The 15,631-nt window shown below is 65.9% G+C and carries 14 protein-coding genes; 4 read left to right on the plus strand and 10 right to left on the minus strand.

The features are described 5' to 3' along the window. Window position 1: 1 nt before the first annotated feature. The 3 genes from ACNO8X_RS26165 to ACNO8X_RS26175 form a co-directional block, all read right to left on the minus strand. Window positions 2–898, minus strand: coding sequence for an alpha/beta fold hydrolase (locus ACNO8X_RS26165; RefSeq protein WP_418003365.1), 897 nt, complete (start codon window positions 896–898; stop codon window positions 2–4). A 125-nt stretch (window positions 899–1,023) separates the two neighbouring features. After that, window positions 1,024–1,773, minus strand: a complete 750-nt coding sequence (locus tag ACNO8X_RS26170) for a DUF2510 domain-containing protein (protein ID WP_418003366.1) — start codon at window positions 1,771–1,773, stop codon at window positions 1,024–1,026. A 4-nt stretch (window positions 1,774–1,777) separates the two neighbouring features. Next, the gene (locus tag ACNO8X_RS26175; protein WP_418003367.1) at window positions 1,778–3,403 is read right to left on the minus strand and encodes a hypothetical protein; all 1,626 of its coding nucleotides are present in this window, start codon (window positions 3,401–3,403) and stop codon (window positions 1,778–1,780) included. Between the two features lie 217 nt (window positions 3,404–3,620). On the opposite strand from ACNO8X_RS26175, the gene ACNO8X_RS26180 reads away from it, so the two are divergent. Continuing rightward, a complete protein-coding gene (locus ACNO8X_RS26180) occupies window positions 3,621–4,208 on the plus strand; it encodes a hypothetical protein (RefSeq protein ID WP_418003368.1) in 588 nt (195 codons plus the stop codon). A gap of 1 nt (window position 4,209) precedes the next feature. On the opposite strand, the gene ACNO8X_RS26185 is transcribed toward ACNO8X_RS26180, so the two are convergent. The 7 genes from ACNO8X_RS26185 to ACNO8X_RS26215 all read right to left on the minus strand — a co-directional run bounded on the left by ACNO8X_RS26185 (window position 4,210) and on the right by ACNO8X_RS26215 (window position 11,222). Beyond that, the gene (locus ACNO8X_RS26185; RefSeq protein WP_418003369.1) at window positions 4,210–5,463 is read right to left on the minus strand and encodes an RNA polymerase sigma factor; all 1,254 of its coding nucleotides are present in this window, start codon (window positions 5,461–5,463) and stop codon (window positions 4,210–4,212) included. Between the two features lie 7 nt (window positions 5,464–5,470). Then, complete coding sequence (locus ACNO8X_RS26190; protein ID WP_133763353.1) at window positions 5,471–5,866, minus strand: YciI family protein; 396 nt, start codon at window positions 5,864–5,866, stop codon at window positions 5,471–5,473. A 125-nt stretch (window positions 5,867–5,991) separates the two neighbouring features. After that, complete coding sequence (locus ACNO8X_RS26195) at window positions 5,992–7,005, minus strand: AurF N-oxygenase family protein (RefSeq protein WP_418006040.1); 1,014 nt, start codon at window positions 7,003–7,005, stop codon at window positions 5,992–5,994. 150 nt (window positions 7,006–7,155) lie between these two features. Continuing rightward, window positions 7,156–7,533, minus strand: a complete 378-nt coding sequence (locus ACNO8X_RS26200) for a hypothetical protein (protein WP_418003370.1) — start codon at window positions 7,531–7,533, stop codon at window positions 7,156–7,158. Window positions 7,534–7,545: 12 nt separating this feature from the next. Then, entirely contained in the window at window positions 7,546–8,901 is a 1,356-nt protein-coding gene (locus tag ACNO8X_RS26205) for an acetyl-CoA hydrolase/transferase family protein (protein WP_418003371.1), read from the minus strand. A 7-nt stretch (window positions 8,902–8,908) separates the two neighbouring features. Next, entirely contained in the window at window positions 8,909–10,555 is a 1,647-nt protein-coding gene (locus ACNO8X_RS26210) for an acyl-CoA synthetase (protein WP_418003372.1), read from the minus strand. Between the two features lie 88 nt (window positions 10,556–10,643). Next, on the minus strand, window positions 10,644–11,222 hold the full coding sequence (locus ACNO8X_RS26215) for a hypothetical protein (protein ID WP_418003373.1): 579 nt from the start codon (window positions 11,220–11,222) through the stop codon (window positions 10,644–10,646). A 480-nt stretch (window positions 11,223–11,702) separates the two neighbouring features. Between ACNO8X_RS26215 and ACNO8X_RS26220 the strand changes: the two genes are divergently transcribed. The 3 genes from ACNO8X_RS26220 (at window position 11,703) to kdpB (ending at window position 15,631) form a co-directional block, all read left to right on the plus strand. Beyond that, window positions 11,703–11,792: a potassium-transporting ATPase subunit F gene (locus ACNO8X_RS26220; protein ID WP_418003374.1), complete on the plus strand. Its 90-nt coding sequence runs from the start codon at window positions 11,703–11,705 to the stop codon at window positions 11,790–11,792. Continuing rightward, window positions 11,792–13,462, plus strand: a complete 1,671-nt coding sequence (gene kdpA, locus ACNO8X_RS26225; RefSeq protein ID WP_418003375.1) for a potassium-transporting ATPase subunit KdpA — start codon at window positions 11,792–11,794, stop codon at window positions 13,460–13,462. The genes ACNO8X_RS26220 and kdpA overlap by 1 nt, the downstream gene beginning before the upstream one ends. 108 nt (window positions 13,463–13,570) lie before the next feature. Next, on the plus strand, window positions 13,571–15,631 hold the full coding sequence (gene kdpB, locus ACNO8X_RS26230) for a potassium-transporting ATPase subunit KdpB (protein ID WP_418006041.1): 2,061 nt from the start codon (window positions 13,571–13,573) through the stop codon (window positions 15,629–15,631).

A 15,631-nucleotide genomic window follows, 5' to 3' on the forward strand; every position in this document is an offset into this window, starting at 1 on the left:
ACTAACCGACGGCGCTGAGCTTCTCGATGTCCGGGAACTCCGCCAACCGGAAGAATGCCTCCGCCCGGTCCAGAATGCGGTCACGCATCGCGATGGTCTGACTGTGATCGGCGCCCTCGAGCAACGTGAAGTAGGCGCGCGGCATCAGTGCCGCGGCATCGCGGGAATCTGCCAACCGCAACATGTCTCGGGAACCGGCGAAGAACAACGCGGGTGTCCGGACCTGCGCCAGTACGTCCTCGGGAACACCAGGTTCGGCATCCCACTGCCGCATCAAAGCGACCAGACCCCGCGCGCCGAGGGCCTCGACCGTGGCGCGAAACCCTGAGCCCATCGACACCCCGCGATGCTCCTGCCAACCACGCACGAATCCTTCGACACCCGACTTCTCCGTCACCGCAATGGCATCGGGGAACATCACGACGTTCACCGCGCCACGTTGCGGCCGGGACGACGAGCCGGCGACCACCAGCGAGGCGAGCCGCTCCGGGGCAACCGCCGCCATGGTCAAACCGATACGACCGCCCAGCGAGTACCCCAGGTAATGCGTCTTGGCGATCCCGAAGTGGTCAAGCAGCGCACACACGTCGCGCACCGAGGCCTGAATGTCGTACCCGGCGGGGTGTTCGGGCCCATCGCTGAGACCGTGGCCACGCACATCAATGGTGATGACCCGGTAGCGCTGCGCCAACTGCGCCACGTAGCCGTGCTTGGACCACACTTTCGAGGACTGCAGCGAACCGTGTACGAGCAGCACATCGCCACATACCGCACCCGGACGTTGCCGACCCCACGTTTTATACGCAACCCGGACCCCGTCGGGATCGTTGCGCCGTAGGAAACCTGTTTCGGTGGCGGTCATTTCGACTGCCACCGCCGTGGACCTGAGAGTGGACATGACTGAGGACGCCTTCCCAACACAGTGAGCACTGCCGGACGTATCTCGCGCGACGCTGCGCTTCCCTCAACTGACCGTTACCAGGATGAGAGGTAAATCAACTGTCCGTTGAATTCGCTCGCTCGTCAAGTCGAGAGCGGAAGAACATGTTCACCGACAATGGGGTCGGACACCACGCGGCCCTTGCTCGAGGCTTGGTCAGTCCAACGCGTCCCGTCCCATCGGCGAAACTCGTACCGGTGCAAGGGATCGGGGTACCAATTCGCATTCGGTGATTGCGCATTGGTGACCACAGCGCGGTTGGCCGAGGCAGCAGTTGCCGTGGGTGAGGCCAGCATCAGCCCATGGCCAAGCGGGATTTCGCCACCCAAGTTGAACCGGCCCTGGCGTTTGACGACTTGGGTCTGCGCGATCTCCAATGCCGCGGTGACGATGCACCGGCCGGATTCGATGGCCGTGATCCGACCGCGCTGAACTACGAGCACCACCAGGTCCATGTCCAAGGAGACCGTCAACTCCACCTCGAGGGTGCCGGCCGACTTGCCGTTGACGAACACCTCGACGGTCCACGGGTGGCTGAACTCGATCCGGTGCGTCACCAGCTTCACGGTCTCCCGGGCCGCCGGGTTGTCGCTCGTCCGGCGGGCGGCGTCCATGAGCTCCGCAAATTTCTTCCAGCCGTCGACGGCCAGATCAAGCAAGCTCTGCGACAGGAGGCCATCGATCTCCTTGGCCACCTCGCTCTCGACGAGAGACGAAACGCCGGGAAAGCGGGCAACGAGGTTGCTGACCGTCCCACTCTGCTGCAGCGAGTCGGCCAGCGCCTGAGTCGGTTCGACCGGCGCATCGCCATACAGGAGGTCTCGAACGGTCACCGTCTCAGTCAACGCGGATGCGCTCATCATCCACCCCTCTCAAGGTCACGACATCGGGCTGGGAATGCACCGCCACTTGAACCGCGTACGTCACCTCGCCGGCCGCCGGCCTCTCACGCAGCCTGACGACCGCAGGGCCGCCGGGCCGCGTGATGACCCGGACCCGCGGGGGCCGAAGTGCGCGGCGGCCGAAGTGGACGGCCGCGGCCAACAGGAGCACCGCAATGACACCGGCGACCACGACGACCGGCCACCATTTATGGGGCGGCGGCGGGATGATGGGAGGCGGTGACACCGGCGGCGTCGTGATAGGTGGCGGCACCGGCAGACCTAGGGTCACGATGGTGAATTCTCCAGTGTCCCAATCTGATCCATCCGCACAGGCGGCGCGCACGGTGTGACTGCCGACTGCGGCATCGGTTGGGACGGCAAACCACGTCGTGAATTCGCCGAGCCCATCGACAGCCACGTTGAACCGGGGTGGGGCGCCATCCCACGACAGCGCCACGGTCCGCTGGTGGTCGGCGCAGTTGAACTGCCAGCCGACGACCTGCACCGCATCGCCTGGATGTCCTTGTGTCGGGTCGAGCGAGATGGACGCCGCCGGCGTTCCCTGGTTCGTCACCGGGGTGACGACCGTGAACTGCTGACTGGCTGCGACGTCTGGATCGCCGGCGCAGGCGGCCAGCACCGTGTACTCGCCGGCCGATGCCGTCGCGGGCACGGTGAACGGGACGCGGAAAGTGCCGGACGGGGCCTTGGTCGCCGGAGACCTGTCACCGTCCCAGAACAACAGCACACCGCCATTGTTCGGGCACGCGAAGCCCGTACCTGTCGCCGTGAATTCCGAGCCCGCGGGTCCCTTCGGGGTACTCAAAGTCAAAGTGGGTTTGGGAGTTTCGACCACCGTGAAGGGTGCGGACGCCACCACCGATGCTTTGCGCGGGGTCCCGCATACCGCAGTGACGGTGTGTGCGGCCGCCGGGCCATCCGGAACGGTGAACGCCAGGCTGCCAATGGCAGGGTCCACGGCCTTGGCTGCCAAGGACTGGTCGTCCCACTGGAGGTGCGGCGCCTCCAGACATGTCCCGAAGCCCTTGGGGGTAGCCGTCACCTGCGAGCCGGCGGGACCTTTTCCGGGATCCAGTGTGAGAGTGGCCTTCTCGGTCACATCGACCGTGAACGGCGCCGAAGCCACCGTGCGGGCCCCATCCAGGAGTCTGCACACCGCAGTCACCCTGTGGTCACCGGCCGGACCATCGGGCACCGTGAACGTCAGGCTGGCGGATAGTGCCTGACCGTCCCACAGCAGGTGCGGGGCGTCCAGGCAATAGTCGAAGCCCGTGACGGTGGCCTTGACCTGATCTCCCGCGCCACTGTGGGTGGGCTCAAGTGCGAGAGTGGCTTGATCCGCGGCCGGCGCAGGTGCCGCGATGACCGGTGGCAGCGCTTTGAATGCAGGTAGAGCGGCCGTCGTGGGCGCAGGCGTTGGGGGCGCGGCAGTTGTGGACGACGGATCGGCGAAGACCATGCCCGTGCCCCCAAACACGATCGTCAAGGAGATCGCGCATCCGAGGGCCAGCGCACCTGCCGCGCGGCGCGAGTAGCGGCGAGAACGTAGCGCACCCATGGCGGCTCACCTCCTCTCACCTGGAAGCATCCCGCGATGGCGCCCGGCCATCACGAGTACTGCAGTACTCGTTTCTCAGGTAGGTCGCTCGGAGAGGTGAAGTGCCGCAGCCAGAGCAGGCATCAGGACGTCAAGCCGTTGCCACCAAACACCCAGGTTTGGCTGCTAGCTTCGCGCCGAACCTGGGCAACGAGCCAACTTTTGCTGGAGGCAACCCGTGAACACGCTGGTCCGTCTGATCGCCGTGCTGATCATCCCCGTCGTCCTGCTGGTGGGCGGCTGTGGGCACAAACAAGAAGCCGCACAGGGAAACACCACGTCGGATTCGATCCCCGCCGATCCGTCGGGCGATGCCGGTGATGCCGCGCCCATCTCTCAGACCTGCCCGGCGCAAGCCACCACGTCGTTCGCCAAGACGAAGTTCGTCGCGCACAGCGGCCTGGCCTTCGGCGCGTTCCACCGCTGGCTGTGGAAGCCGTTCCAGGCCGGCACCTTCAAGAAGGGCGCTGACGGCCGGATCAAGGCGTTCATCAAGGGCGGCCTGTCCGCGCTGTTCGTGAAACGCGAAGTCCGGCTCGCGGCCACCGACGTGCAGGCCGATCCGACGTTGTGCAAGGCCATCATTGCGCCGCTGGACAAGCTCGGCGACACCGTGCAGGCCGCGTTCGACAAGCTCAAGGGCGGCGACGCCAGCGGCATCACCGACCTGAATACCTCGATCGGCTCGATCGAGTCGATTTCGCAGAAGGACGGCGTCGCGATCCAGGAAGACGAGAACGCCGACCTGACCAAGAAGCCGGCCTAGGTCATTCGGCCCGACCCAGGAGCAGCGAACGTTCCGCCTCGTTGCTGCTGAGCTCGGCGGCGCAAAGGAACGCTGCCGATGCCTCAGCGGCGCGGCCCAAGCGCTCCAACAGATCTCCGCGCACCGCGTGCGGCAGCGGCGATCTGGGCATGGGGTCGGGGCCGAGCGCGTCGAGCACCGCCAGCCCCGCCTCCGCGCCATGCGCACGGCCGTGGGCCACCGCGCGGTTGACCTCAACAACCGCACCAGGGGCCGCGAACGCCAGCACGTCGTACAGGTCTGCGATCCGATGCCAATCGGTGTCCTCGGCCCGGATCGCGCGGGCATGGCAGGCCGCGATCGACGCTTGCAGAAAGTACGTCCCGACGGGCGCGCCCGTCGCGGCGAGCTTCTCCGCGCGGGCCAATGCTTGAAGGCCGCGGCGCCGCAGCAGGTGATCCCACCGGGCGCGGTCCTGATCGTCCAACAACACGGGTGCCCCGTCGCGATCGGTACGCGCAGGAATCCGCGACGCCTGGAGTTCGACAAGTGCTTGCAGCCCAAGCGAATCCGGAACGTCCGGCACCATGGCGGCCACCATGCGCGCCAGCCGGATCGCTTCGAAGCAGAGGTCCGGGCGCGTCCAATCCTCGCCGGCGGTCGCCACATAGCCCTCGTTGAATGTGAGGTAGATGGCGGCGAGCACGTCGTCGATGCGGTCGACGCGGTCGGCCCCGACCGGCAGCTCCATGTCCACACCGACGAGGCTCTTCTTCGCCCGGCTGATCCGCTGCGCCATGGTCGATTCCGGCACCAGGAAGGCGCGGGCGATCTCGGCCGTGCTCAGTCCCGACACCAGCCGCAGCGTCAGCGCCGCACGCGACGCCGCCGACAGCTCCGGGTGACACGTCAGGAACATCAGCCGGAGCACGTCGTCTTCGATGAAGTCGAGCTGCCCTTCGAAATCCGGCATGTCGACCTCCTCCAGCCGGTGCCCGACCTCCTCGGTCTTGCGGCGCAGTATCTCCGCACGCCGGATGTGATCGATGGCGCGGCGCTTCGCCGCTGTCATGAGCCAGGCGGCGGGGTTCGCGGGAATCCCGCGGTCGGGCCATTCCTCCAGTGCCGCAACGAGTGCATCCTGCGCGGCGTCCTCGGCAAGGTCGATGTCGCGTGTCATGCGGGCCAGTGCCGCCACCAGCCGCGCCGATTCGACGCGCCAGGCGGCGGTCACTGCGTCGGCGCCGGTCGAGCCGGCACCTCCGGTACGGGTCACCGCAATGTCAGGCGCCCGGTTCCGGCGCGCCTGCGGGACATCCGGTGTCCGCGGGGCCTTCGATCAGGTGCTGTTCGATCCGGCCTTCCCATTCTGGCCAGTACCGGCGATGCAGCTCAGTGAACTGCCGGCAGCCCTCGGCGGCCTCGGCCGGGTTGCGGTACTCCAGAATCGCGTAGCCGCCGATGATCTCCTTGCCTTCGGTGAACGGCCCGTCAGTGCTGCTCAGCTGCCCGGAACGCACCTCATAGCCAACCCGACCGTCGCCCTGCCCCAGACCGCCGCCATCGAGGAAGATGCCGTCAGCGGCATTCTTGGCGACGTACTCCCCCATCGCGTCCACCAGTTCCTGCGGGGGCGGACCCTGGTTGGGATCCATGATGACCAAACCCATGTAGCGCATTGCGTGACCTTTCGTCGTCGAGTCAATCCTTCACACACACGTCGAACGGGCGGGGCCGTTTTCGACATTGCTACGGAAATGACTCGCGATCGAGCGAAAGCTCATCGCGATCTGGGCGCGACCGCCTAGACGGTGACGGCGGCGTGCCGAGCCGGCTCGCTACGGAATCGCGACGCCGGGCCGTTGATCCGCAGGACCCGCCACAGGATCTTGGCGATCGGGTTCATCAGGCCGGTGTCCTCGGCGAGCATGCGCACATCACCGTAGATCTCGCGCAGCATCGTCCTGGATTCCGGCGCTCGCCAGAAGATCTCCTTCTTCACAGCCCGGGGAATCTCGAACTCACGCCAGAAGGAGCGCGGCGGCTTGGCGATCAGCGAGGCCGCCAGACGAAACGCCAGCGGATACATGATCGACAGCCCAAACCTGTTGAGCCGCCGCATCTCCGGGATGCGCCGACGCAGGAACTCGTGCGCGAACGAGATGTGACGCGCTTCCTCGGCGACGTGGATCGCCATGACGCGCTCCATGATCGGATGTATCGCACTGCCCTCGCGCAGGATCGACTTCTGCATGTGGTCGATCGGTTCCTCGCCGCACAGCACCATCATGAAGAAGAAGGTCGGCATCGGGCTCGCGAACAGCGGGAACGCCCAGTTGAGCCACTTGATCCAACGCGGCAGACCCGGGACGTCCAAGCCGACGTGGTTCACCATCTCCTGGAACATCAGGGTGTGGTTGCCCTCTTCCACCGCTTCATGCAGGCAATACCGGTACTCCGGGCTGCCGTTGGGCACCCAGAACGTGTACGCGAGGAGCCCGCGAATCAGCATGCTCTCGAATTGCTGGCCGGCCTTGGCGACGTTCGCCTGGCGCCACATGCCGATCGCGATCTGCTTGTCCAGCGGTTGCGCCTGATACCAGGCGCTCATGCCGATGGGGTCGCTCTTCGCCAGCACCCAGCGCGGATCGTTCGCCGTCACCCGGAACTCCGGCGAATCCCACGAAACGTCCAGATACGGATTGAAGTTTCGCCGCACGGAACCCGCGGAGAGCGTCGCCAGATTTGCGCAGTAAGCGATGTCGTCGCGCACGTCCATCCCAGCGCGCCAGCGGCGGACCATCTTCGTAACAGCCATGACGTCGCCTCTTCTACGCATCGGAGCACCGTTGCTCAACCAGTTATATGGGACCCCCGGTCCCATATGATTGTCAAGGGTGGTTCCACCGCCGAACGTGAAGACGATGGTCAAGAATCGGCGGGTTATGACGATCTTCTTCACGCTCGGCTAGAGGTCGCCCAGCCCGAGGTGTTGTCTGACTGTGCCGGTCTGGACGGCCTGCCACCCGAGCCGGGTCAGCCCGACGTCGAAGCTGGAATGACTCGACGGGACCAGGACCCGAAGCAGCAGGCCCGAGCGTTCGAGCAGTTGCATGGCCTCGGCGACGGCCCGCAGGTCGGGGTTCTGAAACACCTCACCGCGCGACGAGATGCCTGCGGAGAACATTCCACGCGGGGCCCGGGCGCCGGTTCGGAGCCATGACACGACGTCCGTCATCGCTCCGCGCTCACTATCGAAAGCTGACGATCCGAACATTGGCAGGATCGCCGCCGCGAGCTCAGCGACGGGCGCGGAAATCCACCACGGCTGGTCACTGCTCGTCATGGCGGCAGTGAATCACGAGTTCTGCGACTGCGCCGGAAGATCCGCGTAGTTCTCGACCGGCGAGCGCCCCTTCGCGGCGCGCAGTGCCGCTGCCAACAGGGCGTCCCGGAACTGCGGGTGCGCGACGGCCGCCAACGCCTCACCGCGTTCCCGGACGGTCTTGCCTTCCAATTCCGCGGCACCGTACTCGGTGACGATGACGTCGACCTGGTGCCGCGGTGTGGTGATGACGGCGCCCGGCCCGAACCACGGCACGATCCGCGACCGCAACTGGCCGTCCTTCACGAAAGTCGAAGGCAGACAGATGAGTGAGCGGTCCGACAGCTCCAGCCCGGCCCCGGCCACGAAGTCCTCCGCGCCGCCGATCCCGCTGAACTGTCCCCCGTCGATGGTGTCGGCGGTCACCTGCCCCTGAATATCCACCGCGAGTGCACCGTTGATGGAGACCATGCCGGTGTTGGCGGCGATCACCTCCGGCGAGTTGACGATGTCGACGGGCAAGAACGCAACATCGCGATTGTCGTCGAGCCAGGAGTAGAGCTCCTGCGACCCGAAAGCGAAGGTCGTCACGCTGACGCCGTCGTACTGGCCCTTGCCGGTGTTGCTGATCTTGCCGGCGCGATGCAGGTGCATGCAGCCGTCGGTGAACATCTCGGTGTGCAGGCCGTACCCGCTGCCGTCGCCCTCGGCGAGCAAGGTGGCAATCTGGTTGGGAATTGCGCCGATTCCGGTCTGCAGCGTCGCCCCCGAACCGATGAAGCCGACGGCGTGCTGCGCGATCGCGCGCTCAACGTCCGTGGGCGGCACATCGCTCCCGGGCAGGGCCAGCGGGGCGTCGGTCGAGCGCACCAGAATGTCGATCTCGTCGACGTGCAGTGCATGACGGTGCGAGCCGTAGCCGAAAGTCCTTGGGTAGGCGTCGGAAACCTCGACGACGAGGAGGCGTTGCGGGTCGGCGCCGGCGCGGCGCAACTCGTCGATGGTCCCGCCGGCGTGCAACGACAGCGAGCACCAACCGTCGGCATCCGGTGGCGTCGCGACCGTGGTCATCACCCGCGGCGCTTGCCGTTCCAGCAATGGGGCGAACCGGCGAAAGTCCGCGGCCGCGAACTCGATGTCGGCACCCATGTCCCGCAGCGCCCGCTCGATCGGACCGAAGAAACCCGACACGTAGTGCACGCCCGGACGCGAAAACAGTTCGGTACCAACGGCTAACAGCGCACCGAAGACTCGCAGATTCGTCCAGTCCTGGCGCGCACCGAGCGCCCGCAGCACAGCCGGGGGCTGCCCGGGACCCAGGGTGATCCCGATGGTGTCGACCGGCCCCAACCGGGCCGCGGCCTGGTCGGCACTGAGTTCGGTCGGCATCGCTGCCCTAGACGTCCATCTCGATCAGTACCCGGCGCAGCAACTTGCCGGTGGTGTTGCGCGGCAACTCATCGATGAACACCACGTCGCGGGGCACCTTGTGCCGGGCCAGATTGTTCTTGACGAACGCCTTGATCTCCTCGGGGTCCTGCGCGGCGCCGGGCTGCAACACGACAAATGCCCGCAGGCGCTTGCCCCACTCGACGTCATCGACGCCGACCACGGCCGCGTCAAAGATGTCGTCCCGCTCGGCGAGCAGTTCTTCGACTTCTTGCGGGAAGACGTTCTCGCCGCCGGAGACGATCATGTCGTCGTCACGGCCATCGACGAACAGCAGCCCGTGGTCGTCGAAATGCCCCATGTCACCGCTGGACATGTAGCCGTCGATGATCTGCTTGGTCCGGCCGTCGGTGTAGCCGGCGAATGGTGCGCCGTTGCGGACGAAGATGCGGCCGCGACGGTTGTTTCCCTTGATGCGTTGGTCATTTTCGTCGTACAGCACCACCTCGCACGTGACCGGCGCCCGTCCGGCGGTGCCCGGGGCGAGACGCAGTTCGGCCGGGGTGGCGACGCTGGCGATGGCGCATTCGGTCGAGCCGTACAAGTTGTGGAGCACGTCGCCGAAGGTGTCTTGGACCCGATTGGACAGCTCCGGGCTCAGCGCCGACCCAGCGATGAGGATGGTGTTCAGCGACGAAGTGTCGTACTTGCCGATGACCTCGGGTCCCAGTTCGACGATGCGGTGCAGCATCGTCGGCACCGCGACGAGCATCTGCGCCTTGTGTTCGGCGATGAGCTGCAGGGTCCGCTCGGCGTTGAAGCGCCGGGCGGTCACCACCTTGTTGCCCAACGCGGCGCCGACTGTATAGGTGGCCCACCCGGTGCTGTGGAAGATGGGCGAGACGATGACCATGGTTCCCTTGCGCGGAAACGGAATTCGGTCGATGATCTGCGCCGTCGCCAGGGGCGACACCGAGCTGCGCGGCGCACCCTTCGGCAGGCCCGTCGTCCCGCTGGTGAGGATGACCGATCCACCCGCCTTGCTCGGCGCGGGCAGCGGCTCGGTGGAGTTGGCCGCAATGATGGCGTCCAGGGTAAGCATCGACTCGGGCACGTCGACGCCCTCGTCGACCCACGTCAACCCCCGCGGCATGTCCGCGGGCAGGGCATCGAGCAGGCCGAGGAACTCGCTGTCGTGCAGCACCACCTTGACGCCTTCGCGCTCGCAGACCTGAGCGAACTGCGGCTTGGCGAACCCGGTGTTCATGAGCACCAGCCGGGCCCCGAGCTTTCCGCACGCGACCATGGCAAGGACCAGGCCACGATGGTCCCGGCACAGCAGCCCGACCACAGAGCCTTCCGTCACGCCCAGGCCCTGTAGCCCGCGCGCCAGCGCCCAGGACTGGTCGTTCACCTCTCCGTAGGTCAAGGTGCCGCGTTCATCCACCAGCGCCGGCAGGTCCGCGTATTTGCGTCCGCCCTGGATGGCCATGGACGCCTGCGGGCCGAATATCGGCGCGTTCTTGGCGGTCTCCACCATCACCCCGGGGTTGGACAGATCCAGAAATCCGGTCTCATAGAGCCGCTTCACCGCGTTCACGGACTCCCCGACACGGCCCAGCTTCTGCAGCACTCCACCGACGACGTCGAACACCAAAACCTCCCGAGTCTGAGGGGTGATCGACCCCACACGACTGGCACGTTAGCCGGTAGAACGCCGTGAGAACACCACCTACCGGGAGCTAGGCACTGCACAACGTCAGCTGAGGCCGTGGCAGCCGGTACCTGATGCACCCCTCGGTCACTGCGTCATCGATCTCGTCGACTGCGTCGCGGTCCAGGCAAAGACCCGAAATCCCCAATCGTCCAACAAGAGCGTGCCAGCGGATGTCGGCCAGTTCGCCCATCAGGTTGTCGACCACTGCCGTGCACTCGGCTCCGTCGCAATCAGCCTCCAAGCCGGCGATACACAACCCGGGACGCCCGCGCAGGACCGATACACCGCATCCCATCTGGAGCCACACTCCACGCAGGCCCAGGCCCGCGCAGGAAGACAGCACGTCGGCCTGGTGTGCCGACGAAATCACCAGTCGGCCTATGCCCATACGCGCCGCCCACAGAATCTGGTCGTCGGTGAGGTCATCGCAGTGCACACCGATCCGCCCCGGTGCCACGCCGAGGGCAAGCACCGCATCAAGCTCCAGGCCGCCAACAGCACTGACCAGAATTCCGTCGCTGACCACCCGCCGAGCGACATCCGACTCGGATAGCGACGCTGCCGGACAGGCAATTTCAATGCCCGGTACAGCGGACAGCAACATGAGACCTCCAAAAGCGGTGTGTTGCTCCAGGCTTACCCGTGTCACCAGCGACAACGGCCGGCTCTGCCACAGTCTTGATATGACCGCACCAAAAACTTGCGGCTTCTTAACGCCACTCGGCGCGAATGTTTCTGGGGTGTAAAGATGCCGGGCACCGCCGGTGAATCGCCAGCCCAAACTACTCGATCAACCTTGTTGACCAGGGCAAACATCGGCCACTGTAGCCCTATCACACCCCGAAATCCTCCCCGAATATGACCCACGTCACCGCGCCTGCAAGGAGTCCGTAAATGAACACACAGAGCCCGTAAGGAAAGCATCAAGATCAGCGCCGGACCCATCCGGGCGGCGTTTACTTCCGCTCGTGGCGCTGCCGAGACGCGCCCGAAACGGAGCCAACATGTCTGTCGCGATTTACGTCGTACTGACCATCGCGTTGTTCGCGGTGTTCGGTGTAATCCAGAAGGCGGTGGAACGCCTGTGAATTACGTCAACGCCATCGGCCTGGTGCTGTGTCTGGTGATCGCACTGTTCCTCGTCGCCGCACTGCTCTTCCCGGAGCGGTTCTGATGAGCACCACCGCCGCAGGAATCGCGTTCCTGCTCTCGCTGATCGTCGCGCTCGCCGCGGTGCATGTGCCGTTGGGCGACTATATGTTCCGCGTGTACACGTCCGAAAAGCATTCGCGCGCAGAACGTCTCATCTACAAGGCGATCGGCGCCGATCCGCATGCCGAACAGAACTGGGGCGCCTACGCCCGCAGCGCGCTGGCCTTCTCCGCCATCTCCCTGCTGTTCCTGTTCGTCTTCCAGTTGGTGCAGGGCTTGCTGCCGCTGCACCTGAACAACCCGGCGACGCCGATGACGGCCGACCTGGCGTGGAACACCGCGGTCAGCTTCGTCACCAACACCAACTGGCAGGCCTACTCGGGTGAGACCACCCAGGGCCACCTGGTCCAGATGGCCGGCCTGTCGGTGCAGAACTTCGTGTCGGCCGCCGTCGGCATGGCCGTCGCGGTCGCACTCGTGCGCGGGTTCGCCCGCCGGCACGCCACCGAGCTGGGCAACTTCTGGGTCGACCTGGTGCGCGGCACCATCCGAATCCTGTTGCCGCTCGCGGGCATTGCTGCGCTCATCCTGATCGCCGGTGGCGCCATTCAGAACTTCCACCTGCACGACCAGATCGCCAACACCCTGGCCGGCGCGCAGCAGACCATCGCCGGCGGCCCGGTCGCCAGCCAAGAGGCCATCAAGGAATTGGGCACCAACGGCGGCGGTTTCTTCAACGCCAACTCGGCGCACCCGTTCGAGAACCCGAACTCCTGGACCAACTGGATCGAAATCTTTCTGCTGCTGGTGATCTCGTTCTCACTGCCGCGGACCTTCGGCCGCATGGTCGACAGCCGTAAGCAGGGCTATGCGATCGTCGCGGTCATGGCCACCCTGGCCACCATCAGCGTCAGCTTGATGATGCTGTTCCAGGGCCAGCACCACGGCACCGTCCCCACCGCCATCGGCTCGGCCATGGAAGGCGTGGAACAGCGCTTCGGCGTGGCAAATTCCGCGGTGTTCGCCACCGCCACCACCCTGACCTCGACCGGTGCGGTGGATTCGTTCCACGACTCCTACACGTCCCTGGGCGGCATGATGACGATGTTCAACATGCAGCTCGGCGAGGTCGCGCCGGGCGGCACCGGGTCCGGCCTGTACGGCATGCTGATCCTCGCGGTGATCACGGTGTTCGTGGCCGGCCTGATGGTCGGGCGCACCCCTGAGTACCTGGGCAAGAAGATCACTCCGCGGGAGATCAAGCTGGCGGCAAGCTATTTCCTGGTGACCCCGCTCATCGTGTTGACCGGCACCGCTTTTGCCATGGCCCTGCCGGGTGAACGCGCGGCGATGCTCAACTCCGGCCCGCACGGCCTGTCCGAGGTGCTGTACGCCTTCACCTCCGCGGCCAACAACAACGGTTCGGCGTTCGCGGGCATCTCGGTCAATACCGTTTGGTACAACACGGCTTTGGGCCTGGCGATGCTGATCGGCCGCTTCCTGCCGATGATCCTGGTGCTGGCCTTGGCAGGTTCTCTGGCCAAGCAGGGCAGCACTCCCCCGTCGATCGGCACCCTGCCGACGCACCGCCCGCAGTTCGTCGGCATGGTCGCCGGCGTGACACTGATCCTGGTCGCCCTCACCTTCCTGCCGGCGCTGGCGCTCGGCCCCCTTGCTGAAGGAATCCACTAGATGTCCACCAAAACCGCAACAGTCGGGGTCGCCGACCCCGACCACCCCGCACAGACGCACGACGCCAAGAGCAAGGGCCGCGTGCAAGGCGGCCTGCTCGACCCCAAGATGCTGTTGAAGTCGCTGCCGGACGCCCTGCGCAAGCTGGACCCGCGCACCCTGTGGCGCAACCCCGTGATGCTGATCGTCGAGATCGGCGCCGTCTGGTCGACGGTCCTGGCCGCGTTGCAGCCCAGCTGGTTCGCCTGGCTGATCGTGTTCTGGCTCTGGCTGACAGTCGTTTTCGCGAACCTGGCCGAAGCCGTCGCCGAAGGTCGCGGCAAGGCCCAGGCCGCGAGCCTGCGAAAGACCAAGTCCGACACCATGGCCCGCCAACTGAGCGGTTGGGCTCCGGGCCAACCGGGCACCGAAGAGGAGATTGCCGCTCCGCTGCTGCAGCAGGGTGACATCGTCGTGGTCGAAGCCGGGCAGGTCATCCCCGGCGACGGCGACGTGGTGGAAGGCATTGCCTCCGTTGATGAGTCGGCCATCACCGGCGAATCAGCCCCCGTCATCCGGGAATCCGGTGGCGACCGCAGCGCCGTCACCGGCGGCACCACGGTGCTGTCCGACCGGATCGTCGTCCAGATCACCCAGAAGCCGGGCGAGAGCTTCGTCGACCGGATGATCGCGCTCGTCGAGGGCGCCAACCGGCAGAAGACCCCCAACGAGATCGCGCTGAACATCCTGTTGGCCGCGTTGACGATCATCTTCGTGTTCGCCGTCGCCACGCTGCAGCCGCTGGCCATCTACTCGAAGGCCAACAACCCGGGTGTGCCCGACACCGAGGCGCTCGACGCCTTCGGCGTCACCGGCATCGTGATGGTCTCGCTGCTGGTCTGCTTGATCCCCACCACAATTGGCGCACTGCTGTCCGCCATCGGCATCGCCGGCATGGACCGGCTGGTGCAGCGCAATGTGCTGGCCATGTCCGGCCGCGCGGTCGAAGCCGCCGGTGACGTCAACACCCTGCTGCTCGACAAGACCGGCACCATCACTCTCGGCAACCGGCAGGCGTCGGGCTTCCTCCCGGTGCCCGGTGTCACCGCTGAGCAGTTGGCCGACGCGGCGCAGCTCTCCAGCCTCGCCGACGAAACCCCTGAGGGTCGGTCAATCGTGGTGTACGCCAAGCAGGCTCACGGCCTGCGCGCCCGCACGCCGGGCGAGCTGACCGACGCCACCTGGGTTGAGTTCACCGCCCTGACCCGCATGTCCGGTGTCGATCTGCACGACGGCCAGCAGCTGCGCAAGGGAGCGGCCAACTCCGTCGCCGACTGGATTCGGGGCCACGGCGGCGCCGTGCCAATCGAATTGGGCGAGATCGTCGACGGCATCTCCGCGGCAGGCGGCACCCCGCTGGTGGTCGGCCGCATTCAGGACGGCAAGGCCGAAGTGCTCGGCGTCATCCACCTCAAGGACGTCGTCAAGCAGGGCATGCGGGAGCGGTTCGACGAGATGCGCAAGATGGGCATCCGCACCGTCATGATCACCGGCGACAACCCGTTGACCGCCAAGGCGATTGCCGACGAGGCCGGAGTCGACGACTTCTTGGCCGAAGCCACGCCCGAGGACAAGCTGGCGTTGATCAAGAGGGAACAAGCGGGCGGCAAGCTCGTCGCGATGACCGGTGACGGCACCAACGACGCCCCCGCGCTGGCCCAGGCCGACGTCGGCGTCGCGATGAACACCGGCACCTCGGCGGCGAAAGAGGCCGGCAACATGGTCGACCTCGACTCGGATCCGACCAAGCTCATCGAGATCGTGGAGATCGGCAAGCAGCTGCTGATCACCCGCGGCGCGCTGACCACGTTCTCCATCGCCAACGACATCGCGAAGTACTTCGCGATCATCCCGGCGATGTTCGTGGCCCTGTTCCCCGGCCTGGATCTGCTGAACATCATGCGGCTGCACAGCCCGCAGTCGGCGATCCTGTCCGCGGTGATCTTCAACGCCCTGGTGATCATCGCGTTGATCCCGCTGTCGCTGCGCGGTGTCCGATACACCCCCAGCAGCGCGTCAAAGCTCTTGAGCCGCAACCTGTACGTCTATGGACTCGGCGGCATCGTCGCCCCGTTCGTCGGCATCAAGCTCATCGACCTCATCATTCAGTTCGTCCCGGGGATGTCTTAA

Source organism: Mycobacterium sp. PDNC021, from assembly GCF_048282635.1.
In the GTDB taxonomy this organism is placed as follows: Bacteria; Actinomycetota; Actinomycetes; order Mycobacteriales; family Mycobacteriaceae; genus Mycobacterium; species Mycobacterium llatzerense.